Raw genomic sequence first — 14,723 nt, 5'->3', positions numbered from 1 at the left:
AATACGATTAATTTTTGGCATGTAACAAAGCGAATGCGAGTGAATATAGTTTCGCTTCTGCAGTATCGGCACGACTCGTCAACACGACAGGGGCTGATGCGCCGACGACAATCGCCGCTACGCTCGCCTCTGCAAAATACATGATTGATTTATAAAGGACGTTGCCGACCTCTATGTATGGTACGACTAATAAGTCAGCTTGACCGGCTACTTCACTGTTGATTCCTTTTTGCTTGGCCGCAATCATATCGACCGCATTATCGAGTGCGAGTGGTCCGTCTACGATACAGCCTTTGATTTGACCCCTACGATTCATTTGACTGAGTAACGCGGCATCGAGTGTCGCATTCATCTGTGGATTGACAACTTCGACCGCTCCGATTGCTGCAACTTTTGGTGATGCGTAACCAATGTCATGCATCGCCTCGACAGCATTGTGGATGATTTCAACTTTTTCTTCAAGCGTCGGCGCAATATGAATCGCAGCATCAGTCACACCGATCAGCTTCTCTCGATTCGGAATTTGAAATAAAGCCACATGACTGAGCGTTCGTTTCGTCCGAAGACCAGCCTCTCGATTGAGGACGGCTTTCATGAAAGTAGATGTCGACACCATTCCTTTCATGAGTACATCCGCTTCTTTGTTTTTCACGGCTAGCGCGGCGCGGCGTGCAATCTCTACATCACCTTTCGCATGTAAAATATCGACGTTTGACTCATCGATCTCATACTGCTCACATAACTTCCGGATTTCTCTAGCTTCGCCGAACAAAATGAAGCGAGACAAGCCATGATTCGTAGCAAGTTTTACGGCCCGAATAACTTCTTCGTCCGCTGCACCCGCAATGGACACGGTACAACCTTCTAGTTGTTTCGCGTTCGTCAGCATCCGTTCAAAATTCATCATTGTCCCCCCTTGACCTCTACACTATATCATAAGCAAGTTTAATTCCAAAAATGTAAGCGCTTTATAATGCGGGTGACCATGCAGATTAATGCTTACCATGCAGAAAAATTCATGCAGATTATTGCGTGGTGTCTAGTTTGTTATATAATGTCCGAATCGAAATCTTTAATCGGCGGGCTGCTTCTGATTTGTTCCCACCGGCTTCTTCAATCGTTCGTTCAATCAAATCTCGCTCATATTTCGCTACGGCCTCATGGAATGTCCCGGACTCAACTACTTTTTGACTTGTAGACCGATTTGATAATTGTAAGTGGTGAGGCGCGATCCACTGGTCGGTGCTCGCCATGTAAATCATCGCTCGCCCAATCACGTTCTCAAGTTCTCGGACGTTCCCTTTCCAATGCTGACTTTTCAGTAGAATCAACGCATCTTCGTCTACCCCACGTACACTGCGACCATATTCCTGATTCAACTTCCGTACGATTCGGTCACACAGCGCTTCGAGTTCATTCAACCGTTCACGTAAAGGTGGTATGTGGATTGGCATACGATTGATCCGGTAATACAAATCTTCACGGAAGGACCCATCCCCCACTTTTTGCTCAAGATCGGCATTCGTTGCGGCAATAATGCGGACATCGATTGGGATCGCCGTTGTCCCTCCAACTCGCACGATTTCATTTTCCTGTAGGACACGTAACAGTTTCACTTGAACATCGAGCGGCAATTCACCAATTTCGTCTAAAAAGAGCGAACCACCGTCCGCTTCCTCGAAATAACCCGTTTTCCCGCCACGTTTGGCACCGCTGAACGCGCCATCCTCATAGCCGAACAACTCACTCTCAAGAAGCGTTGGCGAGATGGCGGCACAGTTGACCCGAATGAACTTCTTATATTTCCGGGGGGACTCCCCGTGAATGGCATGGGCGAACAATTCTTTCCCAGTTCCCGATTCTCCACGAATCAATACTGTCACAGGGGTCACCGCAGCAAGTTTTGCCTGCTCAATGACAAATCGCATCGCATCACTCGTCGCGATGATATCGGCAAACTGATACTTCGCCTCTAGATTCCGAATGCGTGTTTTCGCTTCCTGTAATTCATCTCGAAGCGCACGGATTTGAGACACATCTCGGATGACCCCGACCGAGCCGCGTAATTTACCTTCCACGATGATTGGTTCCGCGTTCACGAGAATGTCCCGTCGAGTCGCACCGATTTGCATTCTGATGTCCCTGACGCCTTGTCCGGTAGACAATACTTTCAAATGGACACTTTCTTGCATTCCAATGTCAGCCGTTGCCGGCTTATCGACAACGTCTTCTTTTTTAAATCCCGTCAAACGAGTATATGATGGGTTGATCAATATCGTGTTCCCATGATGGTCGGCTACCGAAATGGCTTCACTCGTACATTCAATGATTGCTTCAAGCATTTGTTGATTCTGCTTCAACCGCTCGACAACGATACGAATAAACTCTCCTGGTAACACGACCGCCTCTTTAAAATGGTCTTTCAACTCTTCGAACGTTTGATGCTGTCCGGTTGTTTCGATGACAAAGTCTAGCTTAGCTTCAGCATATTTTGTCCAATCATCTGTCACAGCGATGCCGTAACTTTTCGCAAGAGCGATTCCTTCAGCCGATACATCAGAGTCAACGACTGCCACAATAGTCGCAAGTGGTGAATCCATCAACATATGAAGGACCTCTGACCCGCCTTTTCCGGCCCCGACAATCATCAATCGTTTATTCATACTTATTCCCCCATCATCTCTCTTCTCTTCTTCATGCTACTGAATCCTATGTTGATTCGCAAGTCGCCTAAAAATAGACAGTGTCGAGCGAAATGATTTCTGTTAAAATAATGTATGGTAAAGGAGGAGATTGCATGCGTTTCATCGCACTTCTAATCTTAATCATCCCCGGACTACTAGGTGTCTACGGAATCAAATTGCTCCGCGACAGCTTCTTTTTGAAGACGAGCACACCCTTCACATGGATTGATTCACTCGCTGCCGCCTCTATGTTGCAGGGGACCTTTGGACTTCTGCTCGCCATGGGTGGGATCGGATTTGTAGCTGGCTATATTTTTAACCGCGACAAGAAATCAGGAAAAGTTCAACGATTCGACTCATAAGTACACAAAAAAAGGTTCCCTAACTTGACTTCATTTCAAGTGCGGAACCTTTTATTCGTATTGAATTGTGATCACTACGGATGATCTCCTTTCTAACTACTTTGCTTGCTTTGACATGATATCCAACGTCTTCTTAATGAAGAAGTATGAAAGAATTTTAGTAACTGCCGTCTTGCGTGAACGGAACGCTTCCATTCGAGTTACTAACTTTTTGATTATCGGATCATGTCCAACCATCCATTGTGAAGTCGAGCGCTTGCCATAAACTGTTCAACGGTTGACAACACTCCTTTTGGTTAACTGAACGATTCGTTTTCCCTATACCAACCCCTAGCTTCGAGCTGATGATAGAATCGTCTCGCAAATGAGCGACTGTCGCGACCTCACGTCGGGACATTAACGACTTGAGGTGTCGTCCCCACCTCTGAGCTATAATCGGATAGCGAACCGAGATGATTATATTTCTTCAAACATGCTCCGGAACAAGTTTGAAAAGCGTTCATCTGACGCTTGTCCAAGTAACTTGGTACACCTTTATTATAACAAAGAACGAGTATTTTGCAAGCGCTTTCTTTCTTAAACTGAATAAAAAAGGACTAAGCCGATCATGACTCAGTCCAAATCGAATTTTTTAATTGTTCTTAAACGATAAATACGTGACGAAGTAAGAGATGAACTCCGAGTTTTTCGGGCTTCGCTCACGCTCCGGTCGTCCTTCAAACATTTCATGGTCCTGCATCCCGTTACCCCAGGCCGTCTTAATCGCGTGACGCATAGCCCGCTCCACACGCGACGAAGTCGTCTCATGTTCTTTCGCAACCATTGGATATAACTCTTTCGTGATTAGACCGAGCAAGTCTTGACGCTCCCTCACATAGATGACCGCTTGACGGATGTACTTGAATCCTTTGATTCGTGGAGAAATGCCCATTTGTTGCAGTAAGAGTGAAATCTCGATCTCTTCGGGTGTCATCCCTTCAAACTCCCGATTCGTCCCATCCGACAATTCTCGAATCTTCGTTAACAACTGTTGGATATTGAATGGCTTGACGAGAAAATAAGAGGCACCGAGTTGAACCGCTTGTTTCGTCACTTCATCTTTCCCGAACGCACTGAGCATGATCACTTCCGGCTTCTCGTCACCGAACTCTTCATTAAGACGTTGTAATACTCCAATTCCATCCAAATGCGGCATGATAATATCGAGTAAGAGTACATCCGGTTGGTGTGTCTTGACGACATCCAAGCACGTTTCACCATCGTGCGCCGTTCCCACGACACGAAGATCAGGCTCAGATTCTAGTTGTCGGCTCAACAAATCGACGATTTCTCGATTGTCGTCCGCAATACATAATGTAATCACTTATGACACTCCTTTGATGAACTTCTGTTTTACTTGCTGTGACATCTCAAGTAACTCTTCAACGTGTTGTTTCGTCAAGTTCGTCATTTGAGCTCCAGCAATCATTCGACCCAATTCGTCGATTCGGCTCTCATGATTGAGAGAGTCGACATTCGTTTTCGTTCGGTCATCCGTTTCTGTTTTCGTAATGTAAAGGTGTTGATCTGCCATCGCGGCGACTTGTGCCAAGTGAGTGATACACAGCACCTGTGACCCGACAGATAGACGGAAAATCTTCTCCCCCATCGCTTGGGCGACACGGCCGGATACACCAGTATCGACTTCATCAAAAATAATCGAGGCCACTCCGACGGTTCTCGAAAAGATGGACTTGAGTGCGAGCATGACGCGGGAAAGCTCACCGCCTGAAGCGACTTTCGCAAGCGGTTTAAACGGTTCACCGATATTTGTCATCATGTAAAACTCTACATCATCTAATCCGTCTTGTTTTAGAGACGTTGAGCGGAAACGAACTTCAAATGCTGTTTTTTCCATGTACAGTTCTTTTAATTCACGATGTATCGCCTGCTCCAGCGACTTTGCTGCAACTTTGCGGGCTGTAGATAGTTTTATTCCAGTCTCTTTTGCAGCCTTCTCTAATCGAACAAGCTCATCTGACAACGTCTGCAAATGTTCTTCTCGATTCGTCATCGATTTAAGTTCCTCGGAAACTCGTTCCCCATATGCGATGACTTCTTCGATTGTCGTTCCATACTTTCGTTTTAGCTGCTGGAAAAGGGCTAATCTCGACTCGATCTCATCCAATCGAATCGGATCAAACTCTAGCGAATCTAATTGATCGCGCAATTGAAATTTCGCGTCTTCTAGCAGATAGTATGCGTTGGAGATTGTCTCGGATACAGAAGCAAGAGAGGTGGAAAGCTGTGATGCCTCGCCCATTTCACGCATCGCAACGCCAATTTGGTCAAGTCCGTTCGAGTCCTCGGCAACCGCCTCATAAGAAAGACGGATATGTTGATGGATGCGCTCAAAGTTGGCTAATTCATCACGCTCTTCCGTCAGCGCCTGTTCTTCACCCGGCTTTAATTCTGCCGCCTCGATCTCTTTTGTTTGGAACGACAACAAATCCATCCGCTGCGCGAGTTCTTGCTCACTTTGGCTGAGGCGCTTCAGTTCATCGGCGATTTTTTTCCAAGCTGCATATGCTGCTTGATATTCCTCTAATAGAGGGCCTACTTCCTTCTCGGCAAAGTGATCGAGAATTCCTAAGTGAAATTCCGCTTCCATCAGATGTTGATGCTCATGTTGCCCATGAATATCGACGAGAAGTCGCCCGAATTCACGCAACGTCGAGAGCGTCATCATTTTCCCGTTCACCCGACAGACACTTTTTCCACTACTATGTAAGTCTCGACGTAGTATGACAGTCCCGTCCTCAACATCAATTCCATATTGATTGGCCGCTTCAATGACGGGATGATTTGGTTCAATCATGAACAACCCTTCGATTTCGGCCTTGTCCTGACCGTAGCGAACAAACTCACTCGAGCCTCGTCCTCCAACAAGCAACCCAATCGCATCTAACAAAATTGATTTACCGGCACCCGTTTCACCCGTGAGAACGGTCATACCTCGATTAAACGTAATGTTTAACTCGTCGATAATCGCAAACTGTTTGATTGATAGTTCTGCTAACATACGTACTTTCACCTCATAACATTCCGATTAATCGATCGATAATCTGCTTCGCTTTATCTTCATCGCGCGCAATCATTAAAATCGTATCGTCGCCACAAACCGTCCCAATCAATTCATCCCATGACAAATGGTCGATTAAGACGCCGATTGCATCAGCATTTCCCGGAAGCACTTTCATGACGACCAAATTTTGAGCAGAATCGACCGAGACGAAGCTGTCGCTAAGGATTCGCTTCATTTTACCGTATGGGTTAAAGCGCTGATCCGCAGGCAAGCTGTATTTATATCGTCCGTCGTTTAACGGCACTTTGACTAAATGTAACTCCTTAATATCCCGAGACACAGTTGCCTGTGTGACCGGATATCCGGAGCGACGTAGTTCATCTACCAGTTCATCTTGCGTTTCGATTTCACGATTCGTCACGATGTCTCGAATTTTAATCAATCGCTGTCCTTTGTTCATAAGCGCTGACACCTCATTTTTCGTTTCACATACACATTATCATTCTAAAGTATTGTCGAAAAAAGGTCTAGCATTCCAGTGGGTATTTCCACCATTCCCCATCTCTTCTTTATCGATAAGAAAAAGCTACAGACAAATCTGTCTGTAGCCATTGCTTATCCCTTTAGTTTGGTATGTGCCGCATCCACCACGTCTTCGACTCGTAGGGATGGTTCGACTCCACCTATCCCCTTATAACGGGCGAATAAGAGGAATTCAATATTTCCGTCTCCACCTGTGATTGGGGAGTAATCCAATCCTTCGACGAAGAACCCTTCCGATGCAAAATAGCGAACCATATCGCTCGCCACACGCTCATGTACGCCACGGTCTCGTACAATCCCTTTTTTCCCGACGTCGGCTTTACCGGCTTCAAATTGAGGTTTAACGAGTGCCATAACGACGCCGTCCTGCTTTAAAATAGTTTTGAGCGGCGGCACCATAAGGCGTAGTGAGATGAACGAGACATCAATCGTCGCAAAGTCTGGTTTGATCGGGAATTGATCGGCCGTCGCATGACGAAAATTCATCCGTTCCATGACGACAACGCGATCATCGCTCCGAAGTTTCCAGGCAAGCTGGTTGTACCCGACATCGACCGCATACATTTGGCTCGCACCGTTTTGAAGCGCACAGTCAGTAAACCCTCCCGTTGAAGACCCGATGTCGATTCCGACACGTCCGTTTACGTCAAGCGGGAATACTTCGAGCGCTTTCTCGAGCTTCAAGCCCCCCCGGCCGACATACGGTAGGGCTTGTCCCTTCACTTCGAGAGGGATATCATCAAACACTTTATCGCCCGCCTTGTCTAGGCGTTCGGTCCCACTATAGACGAGACCGGCCATGACAGACCGCTTCGCCTTTTCTCGTGTTTCAGCGAGTCCACGTTCGACGAGCAATACATCTAATCTAGTTTTCGTTCTTTTTTCCATAATCCCTCACACATTCTGTCGATTTGTTTCCATGACGAATCGTTCAATCGATTCCGCCATTTGGGTAGGTCGAAGTCCAATCTCTTCTAAGAGTTGGTTGACCCCTCCATGTTCGATATAGCGATCCGGAATACCGAGACGTTGAATCCGCGGGAAAGTTCCAGCTTCATTCGCATGCTCTAACACACTACTTCCAAAACCACCGGCAAGTGCCGCTTCTTCGAGTGTCACGAGCGGGATACCTTCTGCATATAATGAAGCAAGCATGGCCTCATCGAGCGGTTTAATCGTACGGCAGTTGATGACCCGAACGCTGAGCGTGCCTTCTAACAAAGACCGTACTTCAAGAGCGTCTTGAACTTGTGGACCGAACGTCAAAATCGCGACATCCGTTCCTTCCGCCTCGACTTCCCAATCATCAAGTGAAATCTCCTGAAGCGTGTCACTCATCGGAACACCGATTCCTTCACCACGTGGGAACCGAATCGCAATCGGCCCGCCATCGTAACGAAGAGCAGAATAAACGAGTCGTTGCAACTCTTCTTCGTCTTTCGCCATCAAGATGCGAATGTTTGGGACATGACGCATAAAGGCGATGTCAAACACACCTTGGTGCGTCTCTCCATCCGCCCCTACGAGTCCGGACCGGTCAATCGTGAACACGACGTTCAGGTTTTGACGACAAATGTCATGGACGAGTTGGTCATACGCACGTTGGAAGAACGTCGAATAAATCGAGACGACGGGTTTTAATCCTTGTGTCGCTTGTCCACCAGCGAGCGTGACCGCGTGCTGCTCAGCGATCCCGACATCAAACATGCGTTCCGGGAATTTTTTCGTGAAGCAGTCAAGTTTTGATCCGACGCTCATTGCCGGCGTGATCAACGTGACCCGTTCATCAGACTCCGCAACTTTCGTAATCGTTTCAGCGACCACTTTCGAATAACTTGGTCCTTTCGGCTTCCCTTTGATGACTTCACCAGACTCAATTTTATATGGCCCAAGCCCGTGCCACGTTCCGATACCATCTAGTTCTGCCGGACGGTAACCTTTGCCTTTTTTCGTGATGACATGAACGAGAACCGGACCGTCGATCTTCTTCGCATACTCGAGCGTCTCGAGCAAATCTTTCAAATCGTGTCCGTCTGTCGGGCCGAAGTAAGTAAACCCAAGTTCTTCAAAGAAAGTGCCCGGAATAAGTGCAGACTTCAATAAATCTTTCACCCGTTCCCCACTTCGTTCAAGCGAGTTGCCAACGAGAGGAATGTGCTTAATGATGGATTCCATTTCTTCACGCGCATGCTTCAGTTTTCGTGATGCACGAATACGTCCGAGCATGTTGTGCATGGCACCGACGTTCGGTGCAATCGACATCTCATTATCGTTCAGGATGACGATGACATTTTGCTTTTCGGCACCAATATGATTCAGCGCTTCAAGTGCCATTCCCCCAGTCAGCGCACCATCCCCGATGATGGCAATGGCACGATCGTTTGCGCGACCTTTCAACTCGTTTGCGATTGCAATCCCCATCGCTGCCGAAAGTGATGTCGAACTATGGCCTGTTTCCCAAACGTCATGTTCGCTCTCACAACGTTTCGGGAAACCGCATAATCCATTGTACTGTCGCAGGGTATCAAACTGATCCGTACGTCCTGTCAAAATTTTATGAACGTACGCCTGATGACCGACGTCCCATACAAGTTGGTCTTTCGGACTGTCAAATACACGGTGCAAGGCAAGCGTCAACTCTACAACACCTAAGTTTGGCGCCAAATGCCCTCCCGTCACTGCCAATTTTTCAATCAAGAACCGTCTAATGTCAGAACCGAGTGATTCGAGTTCGGTTACAGACAACCTTTTCAGGAATGACGGGTCTTGAATGGATGTCAAGTCCATAATGACCATCCTTTCTCCTCACATTTTACTGATTCGTACCTTACATTTTACAAGAATGTGACGGTAGATGCCACACATTCCCCAAAACAAAGGTGACACGATGTGCTCATCGTGTCACCGAGGTCAATAATTTCGTTTCACTACAAACGTCAACAGGTCAACAAGTAACGGTGCTTGAACCGAAAGTGACTGGATTGCAAAGGTCGCCGCATCTACCTCTGCATCAAGTGCACGCTTCGCCCCATCTAGTCCGAGTAATTTCGGATAAGTCGTTTTTTCATTCTCTTCATCCGAGCCGACGCGTTTCCCGATTGCCTGTTCGTCCCCGATGACATCTAAAATATCATCTTGAATCTGAAAGGCAATACCTAGATGGCGGCCGAACTGTTTGAGTTGAAGCCGGTCTTCTTTAGACACACCTGCAAGAATACTACCTGCTTCAAGCGCATAGACGAGCAGTGCTCCCGTCTTCCGTTCATGAATCGACTGAAGTTCCTGAAGGGTGACATCATCCCGCTTTTCAGCGAGCATATCATCTAATTGTCCACCGACCATGCCCGTACTTCCGGCGGCAAGTCCGAAAGCGCGAATAATCTCGACGATTGCTTCCGCAGGGAGGTTCGCTTCCGAAAGGATGCGAAACGCATCGGTTAATAGCGCGTCCCCCGCCAAAATGGCAGTCGCCTCATCAAACTGACGATGGTTCGTCAGACGGCCGCGCCGAAGGTCGTCATCATCCATTGCTGGCAAGTCGTCATGAATGAGTGAGTATGTATGAACCATCTCGAGTGTCGAAGCGACTTCCCGCCCGCGCTCGATTGCAATGCCATACGTTTCAAGAACTGCATAAACGAGCGCAGGACGGATTCGCTTCCCTCCCGCCTCTAATGAATACGACATCGCATCACGGAGTCTAGTCGGCATGTCACTTGATTTGATAAGTTCCTGCATCGTTTCTTCAACAGCCAACTTCCACTTCTTCAAATCATCGGTACGATTCATGAGGGGCCTCCTTTTTCACGAAGGGTACCATCGAGTTCCAGGATTTCGTCCATCTTTTTCTCGGCTGCCGAGAGTTTTGTCTGACACAAAGCAGACAAGCGGACACCTTCTTCATAGAGCGTCATGGCTTCCTCTAGCGGCACATCACCGGTTTCGAGCTGAGCGACGATCTGTTCGAGTCGCTCTAGCGCGGCTTCAAACGTCTGTTCTTTTTTTGTCACCGACAACCCTCTCCTTCACTTCAGCGACTGCATGACCGTCCCGAAAACGAATCGAGATGTCTCCATCGCGTAATTGTTTCACATTTTGCACATATGCACCGTCTTGCTCAATGAACGCATAGCCACGTGATAAGACAGCAAGCGGACTGACCGAATGCAATCGCCCCACCTGTTGAGCAAACTGTTGTTTTGGCTGTTCTAATGGTTTTGTACGACGGAGTCGAGCGGTCATTTGATTGACCTCTTCACCCTGCTGTGTCAACGTTTTCGAGAATCGTTTCAAATCAAGCTGTTGTGAGACTTGATGAAGTTGATGCGTGGCTTGGGTTAGATGACGTCTCATCCCTTGTTCGAGTCGGATTTCAGATTGTGCGAATCGTTCACGTTTTTGTGAAATGGTATAACGCGGCGATCTTAACCCATAGCTGTTGACCATTCGATTGACTCTGCTCCGAAGATCATCGAGTTGGTTCGAGACCGATTTGTGCAAATGCACGTGAAGGCGCTCCACATCTTTACGTTGCGCATCAATCATTGCTGTAGCGAGTTCTGCTGCAGCCGTTGGAGTAGCTGCTCTTACATCTGCGACAAAGTCGGAAAGTGTATAGTCCGTTTCATGACCGACAGCAGAAATGATCGGAATGGTGGACGAATAAATCGCCTCCACCACGACATCCTCATTAAATGCCCACAGTTCTTCGATGGAACCGCCACCTCGTCCGACAATCAGTACATCACAATCAGTGCGCTCATTCATCCATTGAATGGCAGATGCAACTTGCGGGGCTGCCATCTCACCTTGCACGGCAACCGGGGCGAACGTAATGGCCACATGAGGCGCACGACGTCGAAGGGTTGTCGCGATATCGTGGAGTGCTGCACCTTTAGGAGACGTCACAATCCCGATTCGTTCTGGAAATGTGGGTAGTGCTTGCTTGCTTTCCGAATCGAACCAACCCTTTTCCTCGAGTTCACGCTTTCTCGCCTCATACCGCTCAAACAACAGACCAACGCCATCTTGACGCATCAATTCGACATATAGCTGAACATCACCCGTCGCCTCATACATTGTCACTCTCGAGACAGCGATGACTTTCATCCCGTCTTTCGGTTCAAATTGAAGTTGTTTGGCATCGCGAGAAAATATGACGGCTTTCATACGAGACGCGTCATCCTTCAACGTGAAATAACAATGACCCGAGGAATATCGTTTGAAATTTGAGATTTCACCGATGACTGCGACTTGTCGAAGCAGTATATCATCATCGAGTTGTCGCTTCACATACCGAACGACCTCTGAAACCGGAAGGGGGTTAGCCACGTGATGCAACCTCGATCGTATTATGCATGAGCATCGTAATGGTCATCGGGCCGACACCACCCGGAACAGGCGTGATCGCACTCGCCTTTTCTTTCACGGCCGCGTAATCCACGTCCCCGACGAGGCGACCTTCCACCCGGTTGACACCGACATCGATGACGACTGCCCCTGGTTTGACCATATCTGCAGTGACGAGACTTGCGCGCCCTACCGCGACAATCAAAATATCGGCCTGCCGCGTCATCGCACCGAGATCAGCCGTTTTTGAATGACAATACGTGACCGTAGCAGATTCATTCAAGAACAACATCCCGACCGGTTTGCCGACGATTTGACTGCGACCTACGACGACAACGTGTTTTCCGGAAATCTCGGTTTGTGTCTTCGCGAGATGTAAGATGCCGTGAGGCGTACATGGGAGCAATGTGTCTAGACCGAGCATCATCTTCCCGACGTTCTCGGGATGGAATCCGTCTACATCCTTTTTAGGAGAGATGCGCATGATGACTCGCGACTCGTCGATGTGTTTCGGTAAAGGGAGCTGCACGAGAATACCATGGACTTCCTCATCCTCATTCATCAAGTCAATCAAGTCGAGCAATTCTGTTTCGCTAATTGTTTCATCAAAACGGAGCACTTGAGAATCGATTCCGATTTCCTCTGCCGCCCGTTCCTTCCCGCGTACATAGCTATGACTTGCTGGGTCATCCCCAATCAACACTACTTTCAATTTCGGTACGATGCCGCGTGCACGAAGTTCCGTTACACGCTCTTTTAACGTTGCTCGATATGATGCTGCCACTTGTTTCCCGTCGATCACTACTGCCATCTCTCTCATCCCCCGTTGTCTTTAGGTTTTTCTGTAGTTGGTCTGGTGTCTTATCTCTATTTTTTAGTCTTCTTTAATGATATTGCCGAGTACGCCATTCACAAGTTTACCGGCCTCTTCATCCGCGAACGATTTCGCGAGTTCGACCGCTTCGTTAATTGTGACGTTCTCTGGAATCGTTTCGACATATAACAATTCATACGTTGCCATTCGTAGAATCGTACGCTCGACGTTACCGAGGCGATCTAAGCGCCAGTTTTTTAAGTTCTCAACGAGCAATACGTCGATATCTTCAATATGTTCTAGCGTCCCTGTGACGAGTTGTTCGTAAAACGGATCAGATTCTTCTCCATCTAATGCGAATTCGATTGCTTCATCTACCTCTAATTTTGATACTTCGATTTGAAAAAGCGTTTGAATCGCTTTCTCTCGTGCTTCATGACGTTTCATTCAGTTACTCTCCTTTTACATGCTTTCATTGTGATAGTTTAGCATAAAGCACTCATAAATTCAGTACAAAAAACCAGGAAGCCGAAATAATGTTCGGGCTTCCTGGTTGTTGTTATTTCGCCAATGACATTTCTTTTTCGACAAATTTCGTATCAAATGTACCGATTCGGAATTGTTCATGGGCCATGACTTGCTGATGGAACGGAATCGTCGTTTTGACCCCTGAAACCGTGAACTCATCCAATGCACGCAACATCTTCAAAATTGCCTCGTCACGTGTTGGCGCATGAACAATTAATTTAGCTACCATCGAGTCGTAGAATGGCGGGATCATCGCACCAGCGTATAGCCCGCTATCGACACGGACACCCATGCCTCCCGGGACGATGTATTGGTCAATCTTCCCTGCCATCGGACGGAAGTCCATAAACGGATCTTCTGCATTGATTCGGCATTCGATTGAATGTCCTGAGAAGGTGATGTCTTCTTGGGAGATGGCTAACGGATGTCCGAGCGCCACTTCTAGTTGCGCTTGGACGAGGTCGAATCCTGTAATCATCTCCGTGACCGGGTGCTCGACTTGAATCCGTGTGTTCATCTCCATGAAGTAGAACTCGTTCGATTCAGGGACATAGATGAACTCGATTGTTCCCGCTCCTGAATACTGAATGGCTTTTGCCGCTTTGACGGCCGCATCTCCCATCATTTGCCGGGTCGTTTCATCAATCGCAGGTGATGGTGCCTCTTCGACTAGTTTTTGCATACGTCGTTGAATCGTACAGTCGCGTTCACCTAAGTGGATGACGTTACCGAATTGGTCGGCAAGGACTTGCACTTCAACATGACGGAACGACTCGATGAACTTCTCGAGATAAACGTCTCCGTTACCGAAAGCCTGCTTCGCTTCTTTACGTGTCGCAATCAACCCTTGAGTCAGTTCTTCTTCGTCACGGGCGACACGAATACCGCGTCCCCCTCCACCTGCCGTCGCTTTGATAATGACCGGATAGCCCATCTCACTTGCGAGTTCGGTGGCTTCTTCGTCGGTGACGACACCACTCGAACCTGGAACGACCGGGACACCGGACTCGATCATTGTTCGTTTTGCCTCGTCTTTGATCCCCATCTTCCGAATCGCATAGCTACTCGGTCCAACGAATTGAATGCCACACGCCTCACACATCTCGGCGAACTCTGCATTTTCAGCTAAAAAACCGTATCCCGGGTGCACCATCGTCGCATCAACAGCACATGCGACAGATAAAATATTCGGGATGTTCAAATAGGAGTCCTTCGAAGGATTCGGACCGATACAATAGGCTTCATCGGCCAAATGAACATGTAATGCCTCACGATCCGCCTCAGAAAAGACGGCGACCGTCGGGATATTCAATTCTTTTGCAGCACGTATGATTCGAACCGCGATTTCACCACGGTTAGCGATTAATAATTTCATAACG

General features: G+C 47.7%; 14 protein-coding genes. 1 reads left to right on the top strand and 13 read right to left on the bottom strand.

Features of this window, described 5'->3' with window-relative positions:
* Positions 1-7: 7 nt before the first annotated feature.
* Positions 8-904: a phosphate butyryltransferase gene (gene yqiS / locus KNO96_RS00915; RefSeq protein WP_026825753.1), complete on the bottom strand. Its 897-nt coding sequence runs from the start codon at positions 902-904 to the stop codon at positions 8-10.
* A gap of 121 nt (positions 905-1,025) precedes the next feature.
* Entirely contained in the window at positions 1,026-2,663 is a 1,638-nt protein-coding gene (locus tag KNO96_RS00910; RefSeq protein ID WP_026825752.1) for a sigma-54-dependent Fis family transcriptional regulator, read from the bottom strand.
* 134 nt (positions 2,664-2,797) lie between these two features.
* Between KNO96_RS00910 and KNO96_RS00905 the strand changes: the two genes are divergently transcribed.
* Entirely contained in the window at positions 2,798-3,046 is a 249-nt protein-coding gene (locus KNO96_RS00905) for a DUF2627 family protein (protein WP_026825751.1), read from the top strand.
* A gap of 631 nt (positions 3,047-3,677) precedes the next feature.
* Here the strand turns inward: KNO96_RS00905 and spo0A are convergent.
* From spo0A to accC, 11 genes are all read right to left on the bottom strand, one after another.
* Positions 3,678-4,409 (bottom strand): sporulation transcription factor Spo0A, encoded by a 732-nt coding sequence (spo0A, locus tag KNO96_RS00900; protein WP_026825750.1) that lies wholly within the window; start codon positions 4,407-4,409, stop codon positions 3,678-3,680.
* Complete coding sequence (recN, locus tag KNO96_RS00895) at positions 4,410-6,107, bottom strand: DNA repair protein RecN (protein ID WP_214701873.1); 1,698 nt, start codon at positions 6,105-6,107, stop codon at positions 4,410-4,412.
* Positions 6,108-6,120: 13 nt separating this feature from the next.
* Positions 6,121-6,570: a transcriptional regulator AhrC/ArgR gene (gene ahrC, locus KNO96_RS00890; RefSeq protein ID WP_026825748.1), complete on the bottom strand. Its 450-nt coding sequence runs from the start codon at positions 6,568-6,570 to the stop codon at positions 6,121-6,123.
* 155 nt (positions 6,571-6,725) lie between these two features.
* On the bottom strand, positions 6,726-7,541 hold the full coding sequence (locus KNO96_RS00885; protein WP_214701871.1) for a TlyA family RNA methyltransferase: 816 nt from the start codon (positions 7,539-7,541) through the stop codon (positions 6,726-6,728).
* Between the two features lie 6 nt (positions 7,542-7,547).
* On the bottom strand, positions 7,548-9,440 hold the full coding sequence (gene dxs / locus KNO96_RS00880) for a 1-deoxy-D-xylulose-5-phosphate synthase (RefSeq protein ID WP_026825746.1): 1,893 nt from the start codon (positions 9,438-9,440) through the stop codon (positions 7,548-7,550).
* A gap of 123 nt (positions 9,441-9,563) precedes the next feature.
* The gene (locus KNO96_RS00875) at positions 9,564-10,442 is read right to left on the bottom strand and encodes a polyprenyl synthetase family protein (protein ID WP_214701869.1); all 879 of its coding nucleotides are present in this window, start codon (positions 10,440-10,442) and stop codon (positions 9,564-9,566) included.
* On the bottom strand, positions 10,439-10,663 hold the full coding sequence (gene xseB, locus KNO96_RS00870) for an exodeoxyribonuclease VII small subunit (RefSeq protein WP_026825744.1): 225 nt from the start codon (positions 10,661-10,663) through the stop codon (positions 10,439-10,441). The genes KNO96_RS00875 and xseB overlap by 4 nt, the downstream gene beginning before the upstream one ends.
* Positions 10,638-11,984: an exodeoxyribonuclease VII large subunit gene (gene xseA / locus KNO96_RS00865; protein WP_214701868.1), complete on the bottom strand. Its 1,347-nt coding sequence runs from the start codon at positions 11,982-11,984 to the stop codon at positions 10,638-10,640. Before xseA ends, xseB begins: the two co-directional genes overlap by 26 nt.
* Positions 11,977-12,813, bottom strand: coding sequence for a bifunctional methylenetetrahydrofolate dehydrogenase/methenyltetrahydrofolate cyclohydrolase FolD (gene folD, locus KNO96_RS00860; RefSeq protein WP_026825742.1), 837 nt, complete (start codon positions 12,811-12,813; stop codon positions 11,977-11,979). Before folD ends, xseA begins: the two co-directional genes overlap by 8 nt.
* A gap of 63 nt (positions 12,814-12,876) precedes the next feature.
* Positions 12,877-13,263 (bottom strand): transcription antitermination factor NusB, encoded by a 387-nt coding sequence (gene nusB / locus KNO96_RS00855; protein WP_026825741.1) that lies wholly within the window; start codon positions 13,261-13,263, stop codon positions 12,877-12,879.
* A 112-nt stretch (positions 13,264-13,375) separates the two neighbouring features.
* Entirely contained in the window at positions 13,376-14,719 is a 1,344-nt protein-coding gene (accC, locus tag KNO96_RS00850) for an acetyl-CoA carboxylase biotin carboxylase subunit (RefSeq protein ID WP_214701867.1), read from the bottom strand.
* Positions 14,720-14,723: the final 4 nt, after the last annotated feature.

Source organism: Exiguobacterium sp. s89 (assembly GCF_018617735.1).
Taxonomy (GTDB): Bacteria; Bacillota; Bacilli; order Exiguobacteriales; family Exiguobacteriaceae; genus Exiguobacterium; species Exiguobacterium marinum.
This window is presented reverse-complemented; position numbering and strand designations above follow the sequence as displayed.

Coding starts and splice junctions, on each gene's coding strand:
- recN (WP_214701873.1), bottom strand. CDS start 6,107: ATGTTAGCAGAACTATCAATCAAACAGTTTGCGATTATCGACGAGTTA.
- KNO96_RS00910 (WP_026825752.1), bottom strand. CDS start 2,663: ATGAATAAACGATTGATGATTGTCGGGGCCGGAAAAGGCGGGTCAGAG.
- accC (WP_214701867.1), bottom strand. CDS start 14,719: ATGAAATTATTAATCGCTAACCGTGGTGAAATCGCGGTTCGAATCATA.
- ahrC (WP_026825748.1), bottom strand. CDS start 6,570: ATGAACAAAGGACAGCGATTGATTAAAATTCGAGACATCGTGACGAAT.
- KNO96_RS00875 (WP_214701869.1), bottom strand. CDS start 10,442: ATGAATCGTACCGATGATTTGAAGAAGTGGAAGTTGGCTGTTGAAGAA.
- dxs (WP_026825746.1), bottom strand. CDS start 9,440: ATGGACTTGACATCCATTCAAGACCCGTCATTCCTGAAAAGGTTGTCT.
- folD (WP_026825742.1), bottom strand. CDS start 12,813: ATGGCAGTAGTGATCGACGGGAAACAAGTGGCAGCATCATATCGAGCA.
- KNO96_RS00885 (WP_214701871.1), bottom strand. CDS start 7,541: ATGGAAAAAAGAACGAAAACTAGATTAGATGTATTGCTCGTCGAACGT.
- yqiS (WP_026825753.1), bottom strand. CDS start 904: ATGAATTTTGAACGGATGCTGACGAACGCGAAACAACTAGAAGGTTGT.
- KNO96_RS00905 (WP_026825751.1), top strand. CDS start 2,798: ATGCGTTTCATCGCACTTCTAATCTTAATCATCCCCGGACTACTAGGT.
- nusB (WP_026825741.1), bottom strand. CDS start 13,263: ATGAAACGTCATGAAGCACGAGAGAAAGCGATTCAAACGCTTTTTCAA.